The sequence below is a fragment of the Knoellia sp. B-D-2 genome (assembly GCF_057714695.1).
In genome coordinates this window covers 1220413-1243156 of the sequence record NZ_CM173189.1, presented here as the reverse complement: position 1 = coordinate 1243156, position 22744 = coordinate 1220413, and the positions used below count along the sequence as shown (strand labels likewise).

The following is a 22744-nucleotide window of genomic DNA, read 5'->3' as shown; positions in this document are numbered from 1 at the left end:
GTGACGGGGCGCTCCTCAGAGCTCGATCCCGGGCGTGATGACCGGGCGGGCGCCCGGCTCGTCGTGGAGCCGGATGACGAGGTTCACGGTGCCCCGCTCGACACCCTCGAAGACGAAGCGGCCCTCGTCGTCGGCCGTCGTCACCGAGCTCCGCGAGCGCTCGCGCAGCTCGACCTCGGCGCCGGGCGCCGTGACCCACCCCCGCAGCCTGGTGGCGGTGCGCTCGCCCGCCTCGAGCGTCACCATGATGCTCAACGATCCGCTCTCGAAGGTCACGGTCGTCGCGCGGTCGTACTCGGTGGTGCGCACCGCCGCGAGCTCCATGGCGTCGCTGATGAGGTGCGCCACCTCCGCCTCGAGGCTGGCGACGGTCATCGCGAACTTCACCCGCTCCGCCAGGTCGGCCGGGACGGGGTCGACGACGTCGAGGTGGGCCCGCACGAGCCGGAGGGCGCGCTCGTCGTCGGCGTCGATCGGCATCTCGGCGAGGAGGTCCTCGTCGTGGGGAGCGGTCATGCCGTCACCTCCCAGGTCGGGTCGGACAGCAGGGCCATCCGCAGCTTGGCGAGGCACCGGCCGCGGGTGGGGCCGATGCTGCCCACGGGGATGCCGAGGGCGGCGCTGACGACCGCGTAGTCGGGGCGGTCGACGAAGGCGACGAGGCGCAGCAGCTGCTGGCACCTCGCCGGCAGCGCCTCGACGTGCTGCCACACGGCACGGGCGACCTCGGCGTCCTCGGTCGCGGTCACCGGGTCGAGCACCCGCAGCGGGGCGGTGGTGTCCCGGGACGTCGGCTCCTCCCACGGCTCGTGGGGCACGGTGCGGCGACCACGTCGGACCGAGCGCCACGCCTCGCGCCTGGTTGTCATGAGGAGCCACTGCAGGACGGCCTGGCCGTCGGAGATGTCGGTGGTGTGCTCGACGAGGCGCAGCCACGTCGTCTGGACGACGTCCTCGGCCGTGGCCGGGTCGGCGCCCTGCGAGCGAGCGGTGTGCCACAGCAGCGGGGTCAGTTCGTCGACGAGGTCACCCATCGCGTCCGTGTCGCCGTCGCGGTGCCGGGCGAACGCCCGGGCCGCGGTGACGGCGAGCCCGGCCGGGGCCGGGGCCGCAGGTCGCTGCGAGTCGGGCTTCGGGGTGCTCATCCGTGGACCCTGCCCGCCTCGAGCGCCGTGGCGACGGCCTTGCGGGCGCGCTCGCTGCGCTCTCCGGCGTCCGGGCCACGGTCGCTGCCCAGGGCGCGGGCGATGTCGCCGGCGAGGGCCGGGGCCGCGAAGGACGTCCCGCTCCAGAGGCCGAAGCCGCCGCTGAAGTCGTCGGAGTCGATCGCCCCGCGGGTGGGCATCGACTCCCCGAGCGACGGGGTCGGCTGGCGCAGCAGGGAGCCCCGCTGCGAGGCGTTGAAGGTCCGCGGCATCGTGCTCACCACCGCGGTGGCGGCACGGTAGGTCTGCACCCAGGGGCCGGTGTTGGAGTAGACCGACACGGTCCGGTGGTCGGGGTTGAGCGCGCCCACGCTCACCATCGGGGCGCCACCGGTGACGTGCGTGGCGAAGGCCGCGGGGAAGAACTCCACGTCGCTCGCGTCGTTGCCCACGGCGGCGACGATCGTCACCCCCTGCTCGGAGAGTCCCCGGAGCACCCTGACGAGGGCCTCCTCGTCGTCGAACGTGCCCGGCGTCTCGTGCCGGTAGCCGAGGGAGAGCGTGATGACGTCGATGGCCCGGCTCGGGTCGCCGCGCCGCAGCGCCGCGAGCTGGCGGGCGTAGAGGCCGACGAGGGCGCGCACGACGTCGACCTCGTCCGCGACCCCGTCGCCCCACATGACCGGGACCGACAGGATGGTGGCGTCCGGGCAGTGCTGGCGCACGATCCCCGCGATGAACGTGCCGTGACCGGCGATCGGGTCGAGTCGACCGTTGACCCGGTCGATCGTCACGCCGGTGTCCTCGGGGTCCGCGCCGGCGGGGAAGGTCACGCCGAGTCCGGGGCCCCCGGCCCCCGGGTGCCGCTCGGCGCCGTCGCCCTCGGGGAACCAGGGGTGCTGCCCGAGGCCGGTGTCGAGGGTGGCGACGACGGGGCCGGTCTTCGTGGCGCGGGTCGGTGCGGGCGCGGACCAGACCACGGGGATCCGCCCCCGCGGGCCACCGTTGATCCCGTCGCCGTAGCCGATGCCGTCCCCGTAGCCGATCCCGTCGCCGTACCCGATCCCGTCGCCGTACCCGATGCCGTCGCCGTAGCCGATCCCGTCCCCGTACCCGCTCGAGGTCATGACGTGCGCCAGGCCCAGGCCCGTGGCGGCCGCCGGTCCCGGGTCGTCCCGGTCGTCCGGCGTCCCCTTCGGGTCGCCCGAACGGGCCAGCTGCAGCAGCTCCCACGCGTCCGGCGGCGGACCCGCCCCCTCCAGCGGGACGAGCCGGACGGCGGTGTGACCGACCCGGTCGAGGTCGTCGAGCAGCTCGTTGTCCCGCGCGAAGGCCATCAGGTCGTCGTCCCCGACCACCTCGACGGCATACCCACGGCGACGGGCGACGGCCCGAAGGCGGGCCAACGGGTCCTTCGCGCGCCGGTCCAGGTCGGCGAGTCCCGGGACGAGGATGACGTCCGCGACGTATGCCGTGGGCTCGGGTGCGGGTGCGCCGTCACCGCGGATCGCGGTGGCCGGGTCGAGGGCGCGCGCGCCGAGCCGGCGCGCCGCGGTCCCGGGGATCACCGTCGGAGGAATCCGCCGAGGCGTCCTGTCCTGACCTCTGTCGTGGTTCATCGATGCCTTCCGTGAGCTCTGCGCCCGTCCCCGGTGGCGTGCTGCCGTCGACTCAGGGTAGGGACTGGCCGGTCACAGGGGAAGGAGTCGCGAGGCGCTCGGCAGATACCTGCATCGGCACAGAATCTTCTGCGGTCGCGGTCGTCCACGGGGATGTATCTGGCGCGCGAATGGGTACTCCTTGCTTGGTGCCGGGGCCACGCAAGGGGCGGCCCCGCCCACCCGAGGAGCAGTCATGGCAACACAGCACGAACTCGCCGCACAACGCGCCGCGATCAGGCCGGTGAAGGAGGCCGTCGAGGACGAGCTCATCGCCAAGCCGGGCGTCGTCGCCGTCGACATCGCCGAGAAGGAGACCGACGGGAAGAAGACGGGCGAGCTGAGCATCGTCGTCTTCGTCGAGCAGAAGAAGCCGACGTCCAAGCTGGCCAAGGGCGCCGCGATCCCCAAGGAGATCGACGGCATCAAGACCGACGTCCAGGAGCTCGTCATCGAGCTGCAGCCGGCGATGCGGCAGGTCGACGACGCCGAGCTGTTCGTCGACCCCGCCGACTACCCGACTCTGGCCGGCGGCATCAGCATCGGCCCGCGCCGCAGCGTCTTCCTGTCCCCGCCCGACGTCACGTCGCCGGGCAACTACGTCTTCGTCGGCACCCTGGGTGCCATGGTCCGCGACCGGGCCACCGGGGCGACGATGGCGCTCACCAACTTCCACGTCGCCTGCGTCAACAACACGTGGAGCGTCGGGGACCGTCAGGTCCAGCCCTCGCTCGTCGACGGCGGGGCCCCGACCGGAGAGTTCGGGGCACTGACCCGGGCCGCCCTGTCGGAGAACATCGACGGCGCCGTCATCACGGTCGACGCCGCGGAGCCGTGGTCGGCGTCGGTCACCGGTGTCGGCGACGTCGCCGGCTCCGCCACTGCCACCGTCGGCATGGCCGTCCAGAAGCGTGGGCGCACGACCGAGCACACCTTCGGCACCGTCGCCTCGGTCGACTTCACCGTCAACGTCAACTACGGCAGCGACGTGGGTCCACGGACGCTGCGTCACCAGATCCGCATCGACACCGACACCACGCGCAACCCGCGCTTCTCGAACAGCGGCGACTCCGGGTCGGTCATCCTCGACACGTCCCGCAACGTCGTCGGGCTGCTCTTCGCCGGCGCCACGGACGGGTCGATGACCTTCGCCAACCCGATTCAGGCCGTCTACGACGAGCTCGCGGTCGACCTGCTCGTCCCGACGGTCACGCCGGTGACACGCCCGCTCTCGACCTGTCTCAAGTCGCGCATCGCGATCTGCTTCAAGACGCGGATCGACATCAGCTGTCCCACGGTGAGGACCCGCGTCGCGGTGCTGTGTCCGAGCCTCGTGACGAGGCCGCACCTCTGCGACATCATCACGCGACCGAGCACGTGCGACGTCACGAGGATCGCGATCTGCGACCTCCGGGTGACCCGTGCCGGCTGCCCGCTGCCCACGCGCGCCTGCGGTGGGGAGTTCGAGCGGCCGATCGACCGGTGGGGCAACCCCCGCTCCGGGGACTACGGGTCCTCTGTCGACGAGATCGAGGAGGCGGTCGACGAGGTGTACTGGGCCGGCTACCTCGCCGCGCTCGAGGAGGTCGAGGCGCTCGACACCGAGGGCTCCCGCACCCCGGGCCAGGGAGCCTGACCGTGCTCACGAGCCCCGGCCTGCTCGCCGCGGCCGTCCGCCAAGGGATCGTCCCCGCGGCGGACGTCCGCGCCGGACGCGTGCGCGTGCGGCCCGTGTCGCGCAGCAACCCGGTCCACGTCGTCGAGAACGCCGGCACACCGGTCGGCTACGTCAAGCAGACCGGCACGGCGGCCCGGCTCGACGGTGACGACACCGTCGCGGTCGAAGCCGCCCTCCTGGACGCGATCGCGTCCCTCCGTCTCGCACCGACCCCGATCCGACAGGGGGGATCGGGGTCGGTGTGGATGACCGCCCTGCCGGGCGAGGAGCTCGGCGCCGCCATGGACGACGCGATCCGGCGTCCGGCCGCCGTGGACCTGGGGCGCGCCCTCGCGCGCCTGCACCGGCATCCCGCGGCGCCGGAGCTGCCCGAGGCGCCCCGACCGTGGCCGCTGCTCGACCGGCTCCCCCCGTCGATGGAGGGCGGGACCGAACGGGCCGACACCCGGCCGGTCCTCGACGCGCTCACCCACCCGGCGGTGGAACGGGCGCTGACGGTGGCCCGTGCCCAGTGGCGCCCGACGCACCTCGTCCACGGCGACGTGGCGGCCGGCAACGTCATCGTGCGGACCTCACCGTCGGGTGACGTCCGCGTCGGCCTCGTCGACTTCGAGCTCGGTGGTCGGGGCTGTCCCGAGCACGACCTGGCCTCGGCCGCCGCCATGCTCACCGACCTCTCCCGCCCCGGGCTCGACCTCGCGGCACTCTGCCTGGATGCGTACTGGTCCGCCTGCGGTCCGGCGTCCCTCACGGCTCCGTGGCGCTGCGTGCGAGCCCTCCTCACGGCCTGGCAGATGGCCCTGACCCACGGTGAGGACGGGGCAGCCGACGTGGCCTGCCTCCTCGACCGCGCGGTCCACACCGCCGAGGAGGTTCCGGCATGAACGACTGGCGACCCGAGCACGCCGCCCAGGTGCGGACGGCATACGACGTCCTCCGGGCCGGGCACGACGGTGCGCCTGCCGACGTCCTCTACCGCCACTGGTATGCCGTCCGCCCACCACGGCGGGACGCGCCCGACCCGTGGGCCGCGCCGGTCGGCTCCTCCGCGCGTGCCGCGCACGACGACGCGGAGGTCTGGGCGCAGGCCGACAGCGAGGTGGTGGGGACCGGGGTCGCGGGAGTCGTCGTCGTCGCGACGGCGACGGGGCGACGGGCCCTGTGCCGCGGGGAGTACGTCACGACCAGCGGGCGGGTCGGGTTCCCGCCGAGGGTGGGCGACCGCGTGCGCGCCCTCCGCCGGCACGGCGCCGTGGTGCAGGACGGCTGGTGGCGCACCTGGGGGAGCGGCTGGAACCCCCGGCCGGGCGACGGACCGCTGGTGCGCGTCTACCTGCGCCCGGCCACGAGGGCGTCGGCCCGGCTGGTCCACGAGGTGACGAGGGCGCTCAGTGGGACCGACGGGTGGCTGCTCAAGATCGCTGCGTCCACCGAGCACCTCACCCGTCCGGACTCGTGCGTCGTCTACCTCGCAGCGCCGTTGGGGGAGAAGGCTCGTGGCGAGGTGGCCACCGCGGCGGCAGGGCTGACCGACGGCGAGCCACCGCCGCTCACGGAGAAGGTCGCGGACGGCATCGGGTGGGCCGAGGACCCGGGCACCGGCGCGAGCTTCGGCGAGGTGCGGTGCGCCGCGCTGGCGACGGCACACGAAGGAGTCGGGGATGCCGCCGTGACCGCGGACGAGTGGCTCGCTCTCGTGGCCGACGCGCTGCGGCGCCTCGGCATCGACCCCTCTGCGCCCCACCTCGCAGCGGCGACGAGGGGGGCGGCGGGATGACGTCGGCGGCGAGGGGCCACGAGCACGCGACGACGGGTCGTGGGACCCACGTCCGGACCGACCGTGACGCCGACCGCGAACGGGTCCTCGACGCCGCGCACCGGTGCGTCGACGTCCTGGTGCGCACGGCGATCATCGACAGTTCCGGCACCCCGACGTGGCCGGCGTGGGAGCTGGGCCCCGACGGCCGCCCGATCGCGGTGGTCGCGGGCCAGCGCTCCCTCTACGACGGCGATGCCGGGGTCGCGTGGGCGTTGACGCACCTCGGCATCGCCCTGGACCGTCCCGACGCGCGGGACCTCGGCGAGACGGCCGCCCGCGTCCTGCTGAGGGCGCGCCCGAAGGGGGCGGACACCCCGGCGGGGCTGCTCGTCGGGGAGGCCGGGGTCGACCTGCTCGCTCGCGTAGGGGGACCGGTCACCCTCGGGTGGTCCGACGGCTCGGACCTCACCGACGGCCTCGCGGGCATCCTCCTCGGTCTGGCCCGGTCGCGCCGGCACAAGACACATGCCGCGGGCATCGTCGCGGAGCTGCGCCACCGCTCGCGGGTCGAGGACTGGGGTCGCAGCTGGCCCGACGCGAGGTTGGCCGGCGAGTCGGCCAGACCCCTGTGCGGTCTGGCGCACGGGGCGTCCGGCGTCGCGTGGGCCCTTGCCGAGGCCGCCGCGGTCTGGCCCGGGCTCGCCCCGCAGGCACTCGACCTCGCCCACGAAGCGCTGGCGTGGGAGGCCTCCTGGTCCGACCCCGCGCGAGGTGGCTGGCCGGACCTGCGCGAGGGCGACGTGACCTGGCCCGACCTCTGGTGCCACGGGGCGGCGGGGGCGGGGGCGGTGCGCCTGCGGCTGCTCGAGCTCGCCGAGGCGGGGCTCGACGTCCCGTGGTCGCTCGACACGACCCGGGCCGAGGCGGAGATGGCCGTCCAGCGCTGCGGCCGGGCGATGACCGAGGCGGCCGCGCTCGCCACGACCCACGGCGCGGAGGCCCTCACCGCGGGGTGGACGCTCTGCCACGGAGCCGGTGGACCCACCGCCGTCGTGGCCCTCGCGGCCGACGTGTTCGGCGAGGCCGAGCACCGGGACCTGGCGGTGGCCGCCGCGGCGGCCTGGGTCGACGCCGCCGGCGACGCCCCGGATGCGTGGCCGTGCGGCCTCCGGGGCGCGGACGGCGACGTCTCGCTCGTCAACGGGGTGGCGGGAACGGCGGTGCTGCTCGCCGACCTGGCCCTGCCGGGCTCCATGCCCTCGCTGCCCCTGCTCGGCATGGGCGGGTCCCGGTCCACCCGGGCCGCTGGGGCCGCTCGGTCAGCGGCCGGTGGCCTTGGCCCAGGGGTCGTCGCCGGGGGCGCCGGGCGACGGAACCCACTGTCCCTCTCCCGCAGAGCGGTCGGGCCGGTCGCTGACGCGTGACGGGATCGTGCGCGAGGCGCGCAGCTTCTCACCGGTGGCCTTCGCCGCGTCCGCGACGAAGTCGGCGACGACGGGCGCGGCCCGGGTCCGGGCGCTCTCCCTGGCCGCGGACACCTGCTTCTGCACGGGCTTGCTCTGCCAGACCTTGCCGGAGACGGTCTTGATCTGGGCGTAGCGCTGCTTCCCGGCGCGAGCGCCGAGGACGTAGCCGGCGGCGAGGCCGGCGAAGAAACTCAGTCTGGGCATGGGGATCGTCCCTTTCGATGTGAGCATCGACCCTACCTGCAGGGATGCGGACCGCCGGGTTCCACGGCCGGGGCGCTCGCGGCATACCCTGTCTCTCGGTCACCGGTTCGCCGGTGCGCCGGGCGGGTTCGCATAGTGGCCTAGTGCAGTCGCCTTGAAAGCGACCAGAGGGAGACCTCTCGTGGGTTCAAATCCCACACCCGCCGCCTCCGCCAGACGGCGCCCTGCGCCGGTCGGCTCGTCTCACGATCCGCACCTCCGGTTGACATACCCGCCGGTCGGGTTTCAACTGTCCGTTGACAACGTTGTCATACCCGGGAGATGCCCATGCCAGTCACTGCACGTCCACGCTCGCGACGCCGCCACGGCGTGGTGCTGATCGTCGTCGCCTTCCTCACGGCGCTCGGGGTCGCGCCCGCCGCGGCCGACACGCCCCAGCACCGCCCGGCCTACCACTTCAGCCCGGCGAAGAACTGGATGAACGACCCCAATGGGCTCGTCTTCCACAAGGGCGTCTACCACCTCTTCTTCCAGTACAACCCGCTCGGCGACCGCTGGGGCAACATGTCGTGGGGGCACGCGACGAGCAGGGACCTCGTCCACTGGGCCGAGCAGCCGGTGGCCATCCCCTTCGACGCGAACGAAGGGGTGTTCTCCGGTTCGGTCGTCGTGGACACGGCGAACAGCTCCGGCTTCGGGACGGCGCAGAACCCGCCGCTCGTCGCCATGTACACGAGCGCCTACACCGCGGCCAGCGGCCGCGACGGCATCCAGGCGCAGTCGTTGGCCTACTCGACCGACGACGGCACGACGTGGACCAAGTACTCGGGCAACCCCGTCATCGACATCGGCTCCCGCGAGTTCCGCGACCCCAAGGTGTTCTGGTACGCCCCGGCGAAGGAGTGGCGGATGGTCGCCGTCATCGCCAACGAGCACAAGGTCCTCATCTGGCGCTCCGCTGACCTCAAGGAGTGGACGCGGCTGTCCGAGTTCGGGCCCCGCAACGCGACCGGTGGGGTCTGGGAGTGCCCGGACCTCTTCCCGCTCGCCGTCGACGGCGACCCGACCAGGGTCAAGTGGGTCATGCTCGTCAGCCTCAACCCCGGTGGGATCGCCGGTGGGTCGGGCACGCAGTACTTCGTCGGTGACTTCGACGGGACGACCTTCACCGCGGACGGGCCGGCGAGCTACGAGCCACCTTCGGGGACGCTCCTGCAGGGCTTCGAGAACGGGTATGCCGGCTGGACCCCGACCGGGACCGCCTTCGGCTCCCAGCCCGCAGCCGGGTCGCTGCCGGGTCAGCAGACCGTCACCGGCTACGTGGGCGAGCGACTCGCCAACAGCTTCATCGACTTCGACGGCCCCCAGGGTGAGCTGACCTCACCCGCGTTCACCGTCGACCAGCGCTACCTCAACTTCCTCGTCGGGGGCGGCCGCCACCCGGCGGTCCCCGGGGCGACCCAGGGCGACCCGGGCGGCGAGGTGTTCACCGACTTCGAGACGCTCGACCCGGCGACCCACCTGCCTGCCGGGTGGAGCGCCACCGGTGACTTCGTGGGCTACGGCGCGACCAGTTCGGGCCTGCCCTACCACCAGGGCGACAAGGTGCTCGACACCTGCGTCGTGCCGGACCGGTGCGACCTCGCGGTCGGCACGTTCGTCTCGCCGGAGTTCACGGTGACCCGCGACTGGGTCAACCTCCTCATCGCCGGTGGCACGCATCCACTTGGGACCAGTGGGCCGACGGTGGTCGAGCTCGTCTCAGGAGGCCGGGTCGTCGGATCCGTGACCGGTAACAGCTCCGGCGACATGGACTGGCGGCACATCGACGCCCGCTCCGTCGTCGGGTCCACGGCGCGCATCGTCGTGCGCGACGAGAACAGCAGCGGCGACTGGGGTCACCTCATGGTCGATGACATCCGGTTCTCCGACAGCGCTGCAGGACCCCGTGACACCCAGACGACGGTCAACCTCGTCGTCGACGGTGACGTGGTCCGCTCGAGCACCGGCTCCGACAGCGAGGCCTTGGACTGGGCCTCGTGGGACCTGGCCGACCTGCAGGGTCGCTCGGCCCAGATCCGCATCGTCGACCACAGCTCGGGCGGCTGGGGCCACGTCCTCGCCGACCAGTTCATGCTCGCGTCGGCTCCCGCGAAGAGCGGGACCGAGCGCGCGGACTGGGTCGACTACGGGCGCGACAACTACGCCGGGGTGACCTTCAACGGGCTGCCCGACGAGCAGCGCATCTCCATCGGCTGGATGAACAACTGGCAGTACGCCCAGGACGTCCCCACGAGTCCGTGGCGCGGGCAGATGACGATGCCGCGCACCCTGTCGCTCGTCTCGTCCACCGACGGACCCCAGCTGCGCCAGGAGCCGGTGCGAGGCATCGCCAAGGCCCTCGTCAACCGCGACAAGAAGCAGGTCAAGGTGCGCCAGGTGGCGACGGGCGAGCGGGCGACGCGGCTCCATGCCACGGTGGCCCGCGTCGAGGTCCGGGTCGCCCTCGGCTCCGCGACCGAGGCCGGCGTCGTGCTGCGTCGCAGCGCCGACGGCTCGGTCGGCACCAGGGTCGGGGTCCGTCGCGACGGCACGCTCGTCGTCGACCGCACCCGCAGCGGCGACGTCGCGTTCCACCCCCTCTTCGCCAGCGTCGAGGAGGCGCCGGTGAAAGTGCGCAACGGCGAGGTGACGTTCACGGCATACCTCGACAGCAGCTCGGTGGAGGTGCTCGCGCAGGGCGGGCAGCGTTCGGTGACCGACCTCATCTACCCGCCGGCGTCGGCCACGGGCGTGGCCACCTACGCGGTCGGCGGCACGGCCAAGGCCGTCGACGTCAAGGTGACGCCGCTGCGTCCCTGACGGCTCCGCCGCCTGACTCCCGGCCATGCGCCGGGAGTCAGGCGGGGGGGATCTCGCCGGAGCCTCGCACGACGAGGGTGGGGTCGATGACCACGCGCTTCGGCGCCGAGGTGTCGCCGTCGATCCTGGCGAGCAGGAGGTCGGCGGCGAGGCGCCCGATCCGGCCGACGTCCTGACGGATGACCGTGAGTCCGGGGTGCAACAGGTCCGCGAGGGGGAAGTCGTCGAACCCGACGACGGCCACCGTTCGGCTCAGCCCGCGCCGGCGCAGCGCCCGGACCGTGCCCTGCGCCAGGTCGTTGCGGCCGGCGAAGACCGCCGTCGGCGGCTCGTCGAGGTCGAGCATCTGGAGGACGGCCTCCTCGGCGGCGGCCGCACCCCGAAGTCCCGAGATCGTCAGGCGATCGAGGGGTCGCAGGCCGCGCTCGGCGAAGGCCTGGACGAACCCGGCGTGCCGGTTCTTGGCGGTGGAGATCTCGGGCAGGTCCGTGAGCGACGCGATACGGCGATGGCCCTGTGCGAGAAGGTGTTCGGTACCCATCTGGGCGCCTTCGAAGTTCTCGACGGTGACCGAGTCCGCGGCCACGCCCCGCGGTTCACGGTCGACGAACACCACCGGCAGTCCGGCCCGCACCTCCGCGGTGAGGTAGTCCTGGCGCAGCGTCGACGGCATGATGACGAGGCCGTCGACGCGGCGCGTGACGAGGTCGTGGACGAGGCTGAGCTCGCGGTCGGGCTCCTCGTCCAGGCTCGCCGACAGGATCGCCGTGCCCCGGCTGCGGGCGGCGTCCTCGAGGGAACGGAGGAGTGCGGCCGAGAAGCTGTTGCTCACGTCCTGGAGCAGGGCGCCGATGAGGCCGCTCCTCGTCGTGCCGCGGCGCAGGTTGCTGGCGCCGAGATGGTGGCGGTAGTCGAGCCGGGCGACGGCCTCCTGCACCCGCTCGCGCACCGGATCGGCCACCCCGGGCTCGGCGTTGACCACCCGCGACACCGTCTTGATGCTCACGCCCGCGAGGGCCGCGACGTCGCGCATCGTCGCCCGCCCGCCCCGCTCAGACATGACCGAGCCAGCACCACGGGACTGACAACGATGTCACCTTCATGTAACGAGTTGTACGGCATCCCTTGACCTGAGCGCAAGGTGCCCCTATAAATGTCCCTGACAACGTTGTCATCGGACTCAAAGGAGAGAACCACCATGCGCATCACCCCCCGAGCTCCCCGAGCCACCCGAGGCCTCGTCTTCGCCGTGGCCGCCACGACCGCCCTCGGACTGGCCGGCTGCAACCGCGCGAGCGACTCCGACACGGCCGGCGGTGGCGGCGAGGCCCAGGTCGGCGTCGTCCTCATCACCAAGGACTCGACCAACCCGTTCTTCGTCGCCATGCAGAACGGTGCCAAGGCGGACGCCGCCAAGAACAACGTCAAGCTCACCGTGGCCTCCGGCAAGCAGGAGGGCGACGACCAGGGTCAGATCACGGCCATCGAGGACGCCATCGCCCGCGGCGACAAGGGCATCCTCATCACCCCGATGAGCACCGGCGTCAACGCGGCGATCAAGAAGGCCCGCGAGGCCGGCCTCTACGTCATCGCCCTCGACACCCCGCCCGACCCCGCCGACACCGTCGACATCACCTTCGCCACCGACAACCGCAAGGCCGGCAAGCTCATCGGCCAGTGGGCCGCGGCGCAGGTCGCCGGCAAGCCGGCCACGATCGCCCTCATCGACCTCTTCAGCGACAAGATCGTCTCGGTGGACTACAACCGCGACCAGGGCTTCCTCGAGGGGATGGGCATCGACGTCAAGGACGGCAAGAAGAACGGCGACGAGGCCAAGACCGGCAAGTACACCGCGTCCGGCGGTGGCGACTACACCATCGTCTGCAACGAGGCCGGCAACGGCGAAGAGGCCGGTGGCCGCTCGGCCATGGAGAAGTGCCTCGCCAAGAACCCCGACATCAACGTCGTCTACACGATCAACGAGCCGACCGCGGTCGGTGCGAACGCGGCGCTCAAGGCGGCCGGCAAGACGGCGACGATCGTCTCGATCGACGGTGGCTGTGCGGGCGTCGCGTCGGTCAAGGGCGGCGTCATCGGAGCGACCGCGCAGCAGTACCCCCTCAAGATGGCCACGCTGGGCATGGAGGCGATCGCCAAGGTCGCGCGCGGTGGTGAGAAGCCGAAGACCACGGAGGGCCTCGACTTCTTCGACACTGGGGTCGCCCTGGTCTCCGACAAGAAGGCCGAAGGCGTCGAGAGCATCTCCTCGGACGAGGGCTCGAAGATCTGCTGGGGCAACTGAGCATGAGTGCCGACGTCACGTCCGCCGCCGCAGAGTTCGCTCGGCGGCAGCAGTCCCCGGTGCAGAGGCTGCAGCACCAGCTCCACGGCAAGCCGTGGCTGAGCCCGCTGTTCCTCCTCGTCGTCGCGTTCCTCGTGTTCTTCATCGCGACGCCCACCTTCCTCACGGCCAACTCCATGGGTATCCTGCTCCAGCAGACCGCGGTCGTCGCGGCCCTCGCCGTGGGCCAGACCCTCGTCATCCTCACCGCCGGCATCGACCTCTCGGTCGGCGCGATCATGGTGCTGTCGATGATGGTCATGGCCACGCTGGCCCGTGACGACGGGATGCCGGGCATCCTCGCGGTGCTCATCGGTGTCGCTTTGGCGACCGGCGCGGGCCTGCTCAACGGGCTGCTCGTCACCCGGATCAACCTGCCGCCGTTCATCGTCACGCTCGGCACGCTGAGCATCTTCACGGCGATCGCGCTGCTCTACTCCGGTGGCTCGAGCATCCAGGCCGACCGGCTCCCCGACACGCTCAACTTCCTGGGTGAAGGCTTCGGCATCGGGCAGTTCCGGCTCACGTGGGGCATCGTCGTCGTCATCCTCCTCTACGCCGTCATCGGGTTCGTCCTGTCCCAGACCGCGTGGGGCCGGTACGTGTACGCCGTCGGCGACGACGCCGAGTCGGCCCGCCTCTCCGGCGTGCCGAGCAAGCGGATCCTCCTCGGCGTCTACACCGTGGCGGGTCTCATCTACGGCATCGCGGCCTGGATCCTCATCGGTCGCGCCGGCGCCGCGACGCCGAACGCCGCCCCGGACGCCAACTTGGCGAGCATCACCGCGGTCGTCATCGGTGGCACGAGCCTCTTCGGTGGACGCGGTCGGCTCGTGGGCACCCTCATCGGTGCCCTCATCGTCCAGACGTTCGCCTTCGGGCTCTCCCAGATGGGCGTCGACCAGCAGTGGCGCGTCCTCGCCACCGGCGTCCTCGTCATCGTCGCCGTCGCCATCGACCAGTGGATCAGGAAGGTCAAGTCATGAGTGCCACCACGAGCGACCTCGAGGTCGCCCACGGCGGCGTCCCCGCCGGCAAGGAGCACATCTACGACAAGCAGCCCGTGCTGTCGGCGCGCAACGTCGTCATCACCTTCGGCCGCGTCGTCGGCCTCGACGGGGTGGACCTCGACCTCTACCCCGGCGAGGTGCTCGCGGTCATCGGTGACAACGGCGCCGGCAAGTCCACGCTCATCAAGTGCCTCACCGGGGCCTACGTCCCCGACTCCGGTGACATCAGGCTCAACGGTAAGCCGGTCTCCTTCCGCAAGCCCCAGGACGCCCGCGACGCCGGGATCGAGACGGTCTACCAGCAGCTGGCCGTCATCCCGGCGCTCGACATCGCGAGCAACCTCTACCTCGGTCGCGAGGACCGTCGCAAGGGTCCCCTGGGTTCGGTCCTGCGCATGCTCGACAAGAAGGGCATGGAGAAGCGGGCCGGCGAGTCGGTGCAGAACCTCGGCATCCAGACGATCCAGAACATGGGTCAGGCGGTCGAGACCCTCTCCGGCGGTCAGCGCCAGGCCGTCGCCGTGGCTCGGGCCGCGGCGTTCGGGAGCAAGGTCGTCGTCCTCGACGAGCCGACCGCCGCGCTCGGTGTCAAGGAGTCGGGCATGGTGCTCAACATGGTCAAGCAGCTCCGTGACAAGGGGCTGTCGGTCATCCTCATCTCGCACAACATGCCGCACGTCTGGGAGGTCGCGGACCGCATCCACATCCAGCGGCTCGGAGGCCGGGCCGGGGTCATCACCCCCGAGACCCACGACATGGGTGAGGGTGTCGCCATCATGACGGGCGCCACGAAGCTCAGTGAGGACGCACCATGACCATCGTCGTCGGCTACATCCCGAGCCCCCCGGGCCTGGCTGCGGTCGACGCGGCGATCGAGGAGGCGCAGCGGCGCGGCTCGAGGCTGGTCGTCGTCAACTCCGGCGTCATGGGCGACTACTCGGGGCCGAGCTTCGCCGACCCCCAGGACCTCGACGCCCTCGACGCCCAGCTCGCCGAGAAGGGCATCGACCACGAGGTCCGGCAGACCACGCGCGGCCTCGCACCCGCCGAGGAGATCCTCTCCGTGGCGGCCGAGGTCGACGCCGACCTCATCGTCATCGGGGTCCGTCGCCGCTCACCCCTGGGCAAGCTCGTGACGGGCAGCACGGCGCAGCAGGTGCTCCTCGACGCGACCTGCGCGGTGCTCGCCGTCAAGGCCTGACCCCCGGCTCGAGGGCCCGGCCCCGGTTTGTTTGCGTCTGCGCGGATGGTGAGGTTTCTGACCATCCGCGCAGACGCAGGCGCAGGCGCGTGAGGGAGCCGCCACAGGGGGCGTTCAGGCTCGCGCCCTAGAATCGTCTGCGCGCGGCGTCGGACCGGGATCTGCACACCGCACCACCACCCCCGGACGAAGAGGACGTTGTGCAGCAGGACGATGACGAGCTGAGGAGGCGGGCCGACGTGCGCGTCGAGCGGGAGACCGCCCTCCGCCACCGCCGGCGCCGCCGGGTCATCGCCATCTCCGTCGTCATCGCCTCCGTGCTCGCCGTCGGCCTCGTCGCGGTCTACCTCAGGCTCAACGGCAACATCGACCGCATCGACGTCTCGGACATGCTCGGTGACGACCGCCCGACTGCCGCAGGCAACGTCGCCACGGGGCCGCTCAACATCCTGCTCGTCGGGTCGGACGCCCGTGAGGGCGAGGGCAACGAGGGCTACGGCAGCGGCGACTGGGAGCCCGGCCAGCACTCGGACACCAACCTGCTCATGCACATCTCCGCGGACCGCTCGTCCGTGACGATGGTCTCCATCCCGCGCGACTCGATGGTCCCGGCGCCGGTCGGCTGCGACGCCAGTGCCCCGGAGGCGCAGTGGCAGGTCCGGCAGTGGAACCAGAACTTCAACACCGGCGGACCCGGCTGCCTCATCCGGACCATCGAAGGCAACACCGACATCTTCGTCAACCACTTCGTGGTCGTGGACTTCGGTGGGTTCAAGGACATGGTCAACGCCCTCGGCGGCGTCCCGGTCTGCACGCCGATCGACATCGACGACCCCAAGGCCAAGCTCACGCTGTCGGCCGGCCGGCACCGTCTCGACGGCGAGCAGGCGCTCGGCTACGTCCGCACCCGCTACACCGTCGGTGACGGCTCCGACATCGGTCGGATCAAGCGCCAGCAGGCCTTCATGTCGTCGGTGGCCCAGGAGGCCACGCGCTCGTCGCTGCTCCTGCGCCCCGACCGGCTGCTGCGCTTCCTCGACGCGGCCACCCAGTCGTTGACCACCGACCCCGACTTCGGGATCGGCGAGATGCGCGAGGTGGCGGAGAGCGTCAAGGGGATCGGCGTCGACAAGATCCAGTTCGTCACCGTGCCGACCGAGCCGTACGCGCCCGATGCCAACCGGGTCCAGTGGGCACCCTCGGCCACGACGCTGTGGGAGGCGATCCGCACCGACCGCACCCTGGGAGCTCCCAGCCCGACGCCGAGACCCACCGACACGACACCGCTGACGGTCACGCCCGACAAGATCGCGGTCCAGGTGGTCAACGCCTCCGGCACGATCGGCCTCGCCAAGCAGACCGTCGTGTCGCTGGAGGTCCAGGGGTTCGTCAACCCGACCTCGCTCAACTCCGACGCCCCGGCCACGGGCGTGACCGTCGAGTACTCCGGCCAGGGGCTGGAGTCGGCCCGCACCGTCGCCGCGGCCTTCCCCGGCGCGGTCGTCAAGGCCGCCACCGCGGACCTCGGCGCCGTGGTCCGGGTCACCCTCGGCGCTGGCGCCCCGGACGTCGTCGCGGTGCCCAACCGTCTCGGCACCGGGCCGCTGCCCGCACCCACCGTCTCTGCCACGCCGAGCCCGTCGCAGATCGAGACCCGCAAGGCCGACCAGGACATCTGTTCCTGACGCACTGCCGAAGACGCGGCACCGCTCAGAACAGCCGCGCCGCCGCCACCTCCGCCGGTTCCTCGAGCGCGAGGAGCCGGGCCTTGCGGTCCAGCCCACCGGCATACCCGGTCAGGGAGCCATCGGCACCGACGACGCGGTGGCACGGGATGAGGATGCTCACGGGGTTGCGCCCGACCGCCTGGCCGACGCGCTGCGCCATCCCCGGGCCGCCGAGCTCACGCGCGATCGCGCCGTAGGTGGTCGTCGCTCCGTAGGGGATCCTCGCCAGGTGGTCCCAGACGCGTTCCGAGAAGGCGTCACCGTGGGTCGCCGTGGGCACGGTGAAGGCCGTGCGCTCGCCGCGGAGGTACTCCGCGAGCTGGGTCCGGGTCGCCTCGAAGACGGGGTCGTCGGTGGCCGAGACCCCGGGACCCGTCGTGCCGGTCCTCGGCGGGTGCCAGTGGCCCGGGAAGTACAGCCCGACGAGCGCGTCGCCCTCGGCGACGGCGAGGAGGTCACCGAGGTCGCAGGCCACCGTCGTGTGGCGGCGGGGCAGAGGGGTGGTCGTGGTCATGATGCCCATTGAACGCCGCCGGACGCACCGGTGTGAGCCCGCCGCGCCCCGCCGCGCCCGCTCGGTCGGGACACGGGAAGGGCCCCGGGAAGCAGAGCTCCCCGGGGCCGTTCCGTGTGCGGAGGCGGAGGGATTTGAACCCTCGATGGGCGGTTAGCCCAAACCGCATTAGCAGTGCGGCGCCATAGACCGGACTAGGCGACGCCTCCTCAGCCGGATCAGGGTAACTGCCCGGCCCGGCGCCGAGCAAAGCGGCCGCGTCCGGGCCGGCGGCAGGCAGGCACAATGGGCCGCTGCCGCCCGCATCCCCAGGAGTCCCGCGCATGTCCCTCGCCCCAACGCCGTCCACCGCCCCGACCCCGCGTCCGTCGTGGGTGGCGTGGACCGCCCTCGCCCTCAGCGCCGCCACCTTCCTGCTGACGACGGCCATCGGCATCGTCTACACGGTCGACCGCGTCTCGGGTGGTGGCTCCGAGTACGCCGACGAGGGCCCGTACTACGACGCCGGTATGCCGTCGTGGGGCGAGGTCGCGCTCAGCCCGACCGGCCAGGCGACCGAGCGGACGCTGACCGACAGCGTCGAGCAGGCGCTGCGCGTGGGGTTCGAGGACTTCGGCAACGACCCCGACGAGCTCGAGGACCTCTACTGCGCGGCGCTGCCGGCGCCGAAGAAGGACACCGTCGCGACCTGCTCGGTGACCGCGGTCGGCATCGACTCGACCGTCGTCCTCTTCTTCACCGACGACGAGGGCAGCTTCCTCGCGACGCTGTACTGAGCTCCCTCAGGCCGGAAGCAGGACGCTGAAGTCGGTGCGCCCGGGTGACGAGGTGAGCTCGACCCGGCCACCGTGCGACTTGGCGACGGCGTCGACGATGGACAGGCCGAGCCCGGTCGAGCCCTGGGCCCGGTTGCGGGACTCGTCGCCCCGGGTGAACCGCTCGAACACGTTCTCCTGCAGCTGCTCCGGCACGCCGGGGCCGTCGTCGACCACGCTGAGCCGCACCCACTGCTCCTCGCGCCGCAGCGAGGTCACGACCCGGGTCCCGGCGGGGGTGTGGGTCCGGGCGTTGGCGAGGAGGTTGGCGACGACCTGGTGCAGCCGCGCCTGGTCGCCGGTCACCTCGACCGGCTCGTCGGGGAGGTCCAGCTCGAAGCGGTGCGAGGGCGACGCCGCATGGGCGTCCGAGACGACGTCCATCGCGAGCAGGGTGAGGTCGACGGGCTCGCGGTCGAGGGGACGTCCCGCGTCGAGTCGGGCGAGGAGCAGGAGGTCCTCGACGAGGCCCTGCATGCGCAGCGACTCGGACTCGACCCGCGTCAGCGCGTGGGCGACCGTCGGGGGCACCGGGTCGGGCTCGCGCCGGGACAGCTCGGCATACCCCCGGATGGACGCGAGCGGCGTGCGCAGCTCGTGCGAGGCGTCGGCGACGAACTGGCGGACCCGGGTCTCGGACTCGTGCCGTGACCGGAGCGCCCCCTCCACGTTGTCGAGCATGCTGTTGAGGGCGAGGCCGACCTGGCCCACCTCGGTGCGAGGGTCCGTGTCGGCGACGGGGACCCGCTGCGCGAGGGCGACGTCTCCCGAGTCCAGCTGGAGGCGGCTCACCTGGGTGGCGGTCTGGGCGACGCGGTGCAACGGCAGCAGGCCGCGTCGGATGAGCCACTGCCCGCCGAGCGTGACGAGGGCGAGCCCGGCGATGGTGGTGCCGACGACGAGACCGATGACCTCGTCGAGGATGCGGCTGATCCCGCTCATCGGCAGCCCGGACACGACGACGGTGTCGTCATCCGCGTCCCGCGCGGCGGCCACGCGGTACTCACCGAGTCCCTCGATCTCCACGGTCCGCGGCGACGCCCCGAGGTCGTCCCCACGCAGCGACGCGAGCTGGGCCGCGGTGAGCTCGCCGGTCGTGCGGTCGTACTCGACGCGGTTGGTGACGACCTCGCCGTCGCGCAGCACGACGAGGAGGGACTCGCCGCCGCCACCGGGGATCGGCCCGCCCCCGCCCCCCGGGCCCGCCCCTCGCGGCCCGCCGGCGCGGGCGAGCAGGGAGGTGACGTCCTGGTCCATCTGGTCGACCAGGTGGTCGCGCAGGGAGAGCACCGTGAAGGTCGACGTCGCGACGGTGATGACGAGGAAGAGCCCGACGACCGCGGCCACGAGCTTGCTGCTCAGCGACCAGCCGGTCGGGTCCAGGCGCGAGCGGAGGGAGGGGGCCGTCGTCGGCGTGCTCACGGAGCCGGCTTGAGGACGTACCCGACGCCGCGCATGGTGTGGATCATCGGCGTGCGGCCGACGTCGATCTTCTTGCGGAGGTAGGAGATGTAGAGCTCGACGACGTTGGCCTGGCCGCCGAAGTCGTAGTTCCACACCCGGTCGAGGATCTGCGACTTGGACAGGACGCGCTTGGGGTTGCGCATGAGGTAGCGCAGCAGCTCGAACTCGGTCGCGGTGAGGTGGATCTCGTCGCCGCCCCGGGTGACCTCGTGGCTGTCCTCGTCCATCGTCAGGTCGCCGACGACGAGGAGCGAGGACGACGCGTCGGTGACGACGGTCGTGCGCCGCATGAGCGCCCGCAGCCGCGCGACGACCTCCTCGAGGCTGAACGGCTTGGTGACGTAGTCGTCGCCGCCCGCGGTGAGCCCGGCCACGCGGTCCTCGACGGCGTCCCGGGCGGTGAGGAAGAGCACGGGCACCGCGTCGTTGTCGGAGCGCATCCGGCGCAGGACCTCGAGGCCGTCGAGGTCCGGCAGCATCATGTCGAGGACGACCGCGTCCGGCTGGAAGTCCCGTGCCGCCTTGACCGCCTTGGTCCCGGTCCCCGCCGAGCGGACCTCCCAGCCCTCGTAGCGCAGGGCCATCGACAGAAGCTCGGTGAGGTTGGACTCGTCGTCGACGACGAGCACGCGCACGGGGCTGCCGTCGGGACGCAGGAGCTTCGCGGAGGAGGTCGGTGTCGTGCTCATGGAACCAGTGAACCGCTCGGGCTTCAGCGTTGTCCTTGAGCCGGCTGTGCGCTTCCTGTGAACGACACCGCGACGAGCGGGATGTCTCGCTCGCTCGCCCACTGCTGCCACTCGGTGGCGCTGCGCCCGGCGAAGACCCGGGCGAGGTGCTCGCCGGTGAAGTCCTCCTCGCCGATACCGAGGGCGGTGAGCAGCCTCTGGGCGAAGTGGGCCTCGAGGGCCGCCAAGGCGACGTGACCCTCGGCCGCGGCGTACACGGCATACACCGGCAGGCTCCCCCCGAGCAGGCCGTGCGTCCCCGTGAGCCCGTGGGCGAGGGGCCGGGCCAGGCTGTCGGCGACGTCCGACAGGGCGACCTCGCGCCGGCTTCCCCGGCCGGTCCGGGCCCGTTCGACGAGGGCCGCGGCGGCCTCGCCCGCGGCGCGTTCGGCGGCCGCGAGGTCGACGACGGTCGTCGCCGGCATCCGCCCGTCCGGGATGAGCCCCGCGCCGGCCTGGTAGGTGAGGTCGTGGCCGGGCACCTCGGCCCCCTCGCCGGGGTGGCCGACGATGTCGACCTGGCAGACCCCGGTATGCCGGGTGCGCACGTTCTCGTGGTCCAGCCCGAGCCGTCGCAGCGCGGACGGGCGCGAGCTCGTCACGAGGACGTCGGCGTCGGCGAGCAGCTCCTCGAGCCGCGCCCGGCCGACGGGGTCCTTGAGGTCGAGGTGGACGACCTCCTGCCCCGCGTGCAGCTCGTCGAAGTAGGCGCCGGCGAACTCCTGCAGCGGGTCGCCGGCCGGGGGCAGGACGGTCGTGACGTCCGCCCCCAGCGCGGTGAGGCGCGCCACGGCAGCCGGACCGGGCAGGTTGACGGCGACGGAGACGACGCGCACGCCCGCGAGGGGGCCGGTCACGGGCGCCGGCACTCGAGGTCGCGCAGGTCGACAGCGGCCGCCATCGCGGCGTAGCCGGTGTCACCGGGGTGCAGGTGGTCTCCGCTGTCGTGGGCGGGCAGCATCCGCGACGGCCGCTGCGGGTCGCGGACGGCGGCGTCGAAGTCGACGACGGCGTCGAACTCCCCGCTCGTGCGGATCCACGCGTTGACGGCCTCGCGGATCTCGTCCTTGGCCGGCGACCACCGGCTGCCGCCCTCCCACGGGGTGATCGTGCCGCCGACGACGCAGACGCCGCGGGCGTGGCCGCGCGCGATGAGCTGGCGGTACGCGGTGATGAGGTCCGCGGGCCTGGTCGCGATCTCCCAGCGCAGGTCGTTGACGCCCTCCATGACCACGGCGGTGCGCACGTCCGGCTGGGCGAGGACGTCGCGGTCGAAGCGGGCCTGCGCGCTCTGGCCGGACCCGTCGCCCAGGACGCGGTTGCCGGAGATGCCGGCGTTCATCACGCCGAGGTGCTTCGGCGCGGGCTGCTCGAGGATGCGCTCGGCGAGGAGGTCGGGCCAGCGGCGGTCGGCGCCCGTCGTCGACCGGTCGCCGTCGGTGATCGAGTCGCCGAACGCCACGACGGTGTCGACCTGCTTCGGGGCCTCGACGACGAGGGCCTCCACCCACGCTGAGCTCGTCGTCGGTGTCGCGTATGCCGTCCCGCTCTCGTCCTGCGCGTGGTCGCCGGGTGTCGAGACCCAGTTCGTCTGGTGGGCCAGCCGGTGGCCGCTCACGGTGCCGGCGTCACCGACGACGTGGATGCTCACGGCGAGGGTCGAGCGTGCGGGGACCTCGCCGGGGAGCGGGTCGCTGAGGACCTCGGCGCCCGGCGGCACCGTCACCGAGGTGCTCGCGCTGAAGGTCACGCGGCGGTTGGTCCCGGCGACGACCGCCGCCCCGGTGCCTGCCGTGCCGGCCCACACGGAGTCGAACGTGACCGCCCGCGACCCGAACGCGTTCGACAGCGAGACCCGCAGGTCGGTCCCGCCGACGCTGGTGTGGACGATGTTGCGCACCGTCTGGTCGGCCAGCGCGAGGGCCGTCGTGTCGGCTGCCGTGCCCCAGGTGCCGACCTGGTCGGTCGGTGGGCCCGGGCTCGAGGTCGCGTCCTGGGGGAGGACCGTGAGCGCGATGGCGAGGGCCCCCACCGCCGCGGCGACGAGGGGCGTTCGCAGGAGCAGTCGGGAGGTCATGGCGACCAGTCAAACCCCGCTGCCCCGCGCCCGCCACCCGAACGCCCGATCCCGGACGGACCGACGCCCGACGCTCACGCGGTGGCCACCGGCCC

At 72.5% G+C, this 22744-nt stretch carries 21 protein-coding genes and 2 tRNA genes; 12 read left to right on the top strand and 11 right to left on the bottom strand.

All coding sequences use genetic code 11. The features are described 5' to 3' along the window. Window positions 1-15: 15 nt before the first annotated feature. The 3 genes from AC3EU2_RS05990 to AC3EU2_RS05980 are packed head-to-tail and all read right to left on the bottom strand — an operon-like array spanning window position 16 to window position 2713. On the bottom strand, window positions 16-516 hold the full coding sequence (locus AC3EU2_RS05990; RefSeq protein ID WP_488178801.1) for a hypothetical protein: 501 nt from the start codon (window positions 514-516) through the stop codon (window positions 16-18). Next, the gene (locus AC3EU2_RS05985; protein WP_488178800.1) at window positions 513-1145 is read right to left on the bottom strand and encodes an RNA polymerase sigma factor; all 633 of its coding nucleotides are present in this window, start codon (window positions 1143-1145) and stop codon (window positions 513-515) included. The genes AC3EU2_RS05990 and AC3EU2_RS05985 overlap by 4 nt, the downstream gene beginning before the upstream one ends. Next, on the bottom strand, window positions 1142-2713 hold the full coding sequence (locus AC3EU2_RS05980) for a S8/S53 family peptidase (RefSeq protein WP_488178799.1): 1572 nt from the start codon (window positions 2711-2713) through the stop codon (window positions 1142-1144). The genes AC3EU2_RS05985 and AC3EU2_RS05980 overlap by 4 nt, the downstream gene beginning before the upstream one ends. 286 nt (window positions 2714-2999) lie before the next feature. On the opposite strand from AC3EU2_RS05980, the gene AC3EU2_RS05975 reads away from it, so the two are divergent. From AC3EU2_RS05975 to AC3EU2_RS05960, 4 genes are read left to right on the top strand one after another with little or no spacing between them, the layout of a single operon-like run. After that, window positions 3000-4439: a chymotrypsin family serine protease gene (locus AC3EU2_RS05975; protein ID WP_488178798.1), complete on the top strand. Its 1440-nt coding sequence runs from the start codon at window positions 3000-3002 to the stop codon at window positions 4437-4439. A gap of 2 nt (window positions 4440-4441) precedes the next feature. Further along, complete coding sequence (locus tag AC3EU2_RS05970; RefSeq protein WP_488178797.1) at window positions 4442-5365, top strand: phosphotransferase family protein; 924 nt, start codon at window positions 4442-4444, stop codon at window positions 5363-5365. Next, window positions 5362-6258 (top strand): T3SS effector HopA1 family protein, encoded by an 897-nt coding sequence (locus tag AC3EU2_RS05965; RefSeq protein WP_488178796.1) that lies wholly within the window; start codon window positions 5362-5364, stop codon window positions 6256-6258. The genes AC3EU2_RS05970 and AC3EU2_RS05965 overlap by 4 nt, the downstream gene beginning before the upstream one ends. Then, a complete protein-coding gene (locus tag AC3EU2_RS05960; protein WP_488178795.1) occupies window positions 6255-7664 on the top strand; it encodes a lanthionine synthetase LanC family protein in 1410 nt (469 codons plus the stop codon). The genes AC3EU2_RS05965 and AC3EU2_RS05960 overlap by 4 nt, the downstream gene beginning before the upstream one ends. On the opposite strand, the gene AC3EU2_RS05955 is transcribed toward AC3EU2_RS05960, so the two are convergent. Next, window positions 7560-7910: a protoporphyrinogen oxidase gene (locus tag AC3EU2_RS05955; RefSeq protein ID WP_488178794.1), complete on the bottom strand. Its 351-nt coding sequence runs from the start codon at window positions 7908-7910 to the stop codon at window positions 7560-7562. The two genes, AC3EU2_RS05960 and AC3EU2_RS05955, sit on opposite strands and share 105 nt — an antisense overlap. Before the next feature lie 121 nt (window positions 7911-8031). Between AC3EU2_RS05955 and AC3EU2_RS05950 the strand changes: the two genes are divergently transcribed. Both AC3EU2_RS05950 and AC3EU2_RS05945 read left to right on the top strand, forming a co-directional pair. Continuing rightward, a tRNA-Ser gene (locus AC3EU2_RS05950) sits at window positions 8032-8116 on the top strand. Between the two features lie 121 nt (window positions 8117-8237). Next, on the top strand, window positions 8238-10772 hold the full coding sequence (locus AC3EU2_RS05945; RefSeq protein WP_488178793.1) for a glycoside hydrolase family 32 protein: 2535 nt from the start codon (window positions 8238-8240) through the stop codon (window positions 10770-10772). Window positions 10773-10809: 37 nt separating this feature from the next. Here the strand turns inward: AC3EU2_RS05945 and AC3EU2_RS05940 are convergent, their stop codons facing one another. Further along, window positions 10810-11832, bottom strand: coding sequence for a LacI family DNA-binding transcriptional regulator (locus AC3EU2_RS05940; RefSeq protein WP_488178792.1), 1023 nt, complete (start codon window positions 11830-11832; stop codon window positions 10810-10812). Between the two features lie 138 nt (window positions 11833-11970). On the opposite strand from AC3EU2_RS05940, the gene AC3EU2_RS05935 reads away from it, so the two are divergent. From AC3EU2_RS05935 to AC3EU2_RS05915, 5 genes are all read left to right on the top strand, one after another. After that, on the top strand, window positions 11971-13074 hold the full coding sequence (locus AC3EU2_RS05935; protein ID WP_488178791.1) for a substrate-binding domain-containing protein: 1104 nt from the start codon (window positions 11971-11973) through the stop codon (window positions 13072-13074). A 2-nt stretch (window positions 13075-13076) separates the two neighbouring features. Then, the gene (locus AC3EU2_RS05930; protein WP_488178790.1) at window positions 13077-14099 is read left to right on the top strand and encodes an ABC transporter permease; all 1023 of its coding nucleotides are present in this window, start codon (window positions 13077-13079) and stop codon (window positions 14097-14099) included. Then, window positions 14096-14938: an ATP-binding cassette domain-containing protein gene (locus AC3EU2_RS05925; protein ID WP_488178789.1), complete on the top strand. Its 843-nt coding sequence runs from the start codon at window positions 14096-14098 to the stop codon at window positions 14936-14938. Before AC3EU2_RS05930 ends, AC3EU2_RS05925 begins: the two co-directional genes overlap by 4 nt. Next, window positions 14935-15324 (top strand): universal stress protein, encoded by a 390-nt coding sequence (locus tag AC3EU2_RS05920; protein WP_488178788.1) that lies wholly within the window; start codon window positions 14935-14937, stop codon window positions 15322-15324. Before AC3EU2_RS05925 ends, AC3EU2_RS05920 begins: the two co-directional genes overlap by 4 nt. 200 nt (window positions 15325-15524) lie before the next feature. Continuing rightward, the gene (locus AC3EU2_RS05915; protein ID WP_488178787.1) at window positions 15525-17009 is read left to right on the top strand and encodes an LCP family protein; all 1485 of its coding nucleotides are present in this window, start codon (window positions 15525-15527) and stop codon (window positions 17007-17009) included. Window positions 17010-17034: 25 nt separating this feature from the next. Here AC3EU2_RS05915 and AC3EU2_RS05910 read toward each other — a convergent pair whose 3' ends face one another. Both AC3EU2_RS05910 and AC3EU2_RS05905 read right to left on the bottom strand, forming a co-directional pair. Beyond that, window positions 17035-17565: a methylated-DNA--[protein]-cysteine S-methyltransferase gene (locus AC3EU2_RS05910; RefSeq protein WP_488178786.1), complete on the bottom strand. Its 531-nt coding sequence runs from the start codon at window positions 17563-17565 to the stop codon at window positions 17035-17037. 119 nt (window positions 17566-17684) lie between these two features. Continuing rightward, window positions 17685-17774 (bottom strand) — tRNA-Ser (locus tag AC3EU2_RS05905). 114 nt (window positions 17775-17888) lie between these two features. Between AC3EU2_RS05905 and AC3EU2_RS05900 the strand changes: the two genes are divergently transcribed. After that, entirely contained in the window at window positions 17889-18341 is a 453-nt protein-coding gene (locus AC3EU2_RS05900) for a DNA-binding transcriptional regulator Fis (RefSeq protein ID WP_488178785.1), read from the top strand. A 6-nt stretch (window positions 18342-18347) separates the two neighbouring features. Here the strand turns inward: AC3EU2_RS05900 and AC3EU2_RS05895 are convergent, their stop codons facing one another. Genes AC3EU2_RS05895 through AC3EU2_RS05880 form a run of 4 tightly spaced genes read right to left on the bottom strand, consistent with a single transcriptional unit; the run spans window position 18348 to window position 22649 of the window. Further along, window positions 18348-19802, bottom strand: coding sequence for a sensor histidine kinase (locus tag AC3EU2_RS05895; RefSeq protein ID WP_488178784.1), 1455 nt, complete (start codon window positions 19800-19802; stop codon window positions 18348-18350). After that, window positions 19799-20533: a response regulator transcription factor gene (locus AC3EU2_RS05890; protein ID WP_488178783.1), complete on the bottom strand. Its 735-nt coding sequence runs from the start codon at window positions 20531-20533 to the stop codon at window positions 19799-19801. Before AC3EU2_RS05890 ends, AC3EU2_RS05895 begins: the two co-directional genes overlap by 4 nt. A 23-nt stretch (window positions 20534-20556) precedes the next feature. Further along, entirely contained in the window at window positions 20557-21429 is an 873-nt protein-coding gene (locus AC3EU2_RS05885; RefSeq protein WP_488178782.1) for a CoA transferase, read from the bottom strand. Beyond that, window positions 21426-22649 carry an SGNH/GDSL hydrolase family protein gene (locus AC3EU2_RS05880; protein WP_488178781.1) on the bottom strand — a complete coding sequence of 408 codons (1224 nt, stop codon included), beginning with the start codon at window positions 22647-22649 and terminating at the stop codon, window positions 21426-21428. The genes AC3EU2_RS05885 and AC3EU2_RS05880 overlap by 4 nt, the downstream gene beginning before the upstream one ends. Window positions 22650-22744: the final 95 nt, after the last annotated feature.

What these genes read in the sequence shown, in the direction of transcription:
- AC3EU2_RS05975 (WP_488178798.1), top strand. Translation starts at nt 3,000, where the DNA reads ATGGCAACACAGCACGAACTCGCCGCACAACGCGCCGCGATCAGGCCG.
- AC3EU2_RS05935 (WP_488178791.1), top strand. Translation starts at nt 11,971, where the DNA reads ATGCGCATCACCCCCCGAGCTCCCCGAGCCACCCGAGGCCTCGTCTTC.
- AC3EU2_RS05985 (WP_488178800.1), bottom strand. Translation starts at nt 1,145, where the DNA reads ATGAGCACCCCGAAGCCCGACTCGCAGCGACCTGCGGCCCCGGCCCCG.
- AC3EU2_RS05900 (WP_488178785.1), top strand. Translation starts at nt 17,889, where the DNA reads ATGTCCCTCGCCCCAACGCCGTCCACCGCCCCGACCCCGCGTCCGTCG.
- AC3EU2_RS05920 (WP_488178788.1), top strand. Translation starts at nt 14,935, where the DNA reads ATGACCATCGTCGTCGGCTACATCCCGAGCCCCCCGGGCCTGGCTGCG.
- AC3EU2_RS05890 (WP_488178783.1), bottom strand. Translation starts at nt 20,533, where the DNA reads ATGAGCACGACACCGACCTCCTCCGCGAAGCTCCTGCGTCCCGACGGC.
- AC3EU2_RS05955 (WP_488178794.1), bottom strand. Translation starts at nt 7,910, where the DNA reads ATGCCCAGACTGAGTTTCTTCGCCGGCCTCGCCGCCGGCTACGTCCTC.
- AC3EU2_RS05925 (WP_488178789.1), top strand. Translation starts at nt 14,096, where the DNA reads ATGAGTGCCACCACGAGCGACCTCGAGGTCGCCCACGGCGGCGTCCCC.
- AC3EU2_RS05940 (WP_488178792.1), bottom strand. Translation starts at nt 11,832, where the DNA reads ATGTCTGAGCGGGGCGGGCGGGCGACGATGCGCGACGTCGCGGCCCTC.
- AC3EU2_RS05990 (WP_488178801.1), bottom strand. Translation starts at nt 516, where the DNA reads ATGACCGCTCCCCACGACGAGGACCTCCTCGCCGAGATGCCGATCGAC.
- AC3EU2_RS05880 (WP_488178781.1), bottom strand. Translation starts at nt 22,649, where the DNA reads ATGACCTCCCGACTGCTCCTGCGAACGCCCCTCGTCGCCGCGGCGGTG.
- AC3EU2_RS05960 (WP_488178795.1), top strand. Translation starts at nt 6,255, where the DNA reads ATGACGTCGGCGGCGAGGGGCCACGAGCACGCGACGACGGGTCGTGGG.
- AC3EU2_RS05910 (WP_488178786.1), bottom strand. Translation starts at nt 17,565, where the DNA reads ATGACCACGACCACCCCTCTGCCCCGCCGCCACACGACGGTGGCCTGC.
- AC3EU2_RS05965 (WP_488178796.1), top strand. Translation starts at nt 5,362, where the DNA reads ATGAACGACTGGCGACCCGAGCACGCCGCCCAGGTGCGGACGGCATAC.
- AC3EU2_RS05930 (WP_488178790.1), top strand. Translation starts at nt 13,077, where the DNA reads ATGAGTGCCGACGTCACGTCCGCCGCCGCAGAGTTCGCTCGGCGGCAG.
- AC3EU2_RS05945 (WP_488178793.1), top strand. Translation starts at nt 8,238, where the DNA reads ATGCCAGTCACTGCACGTCCACGCTCGCGACGCCGCCACGGCGTGGTG.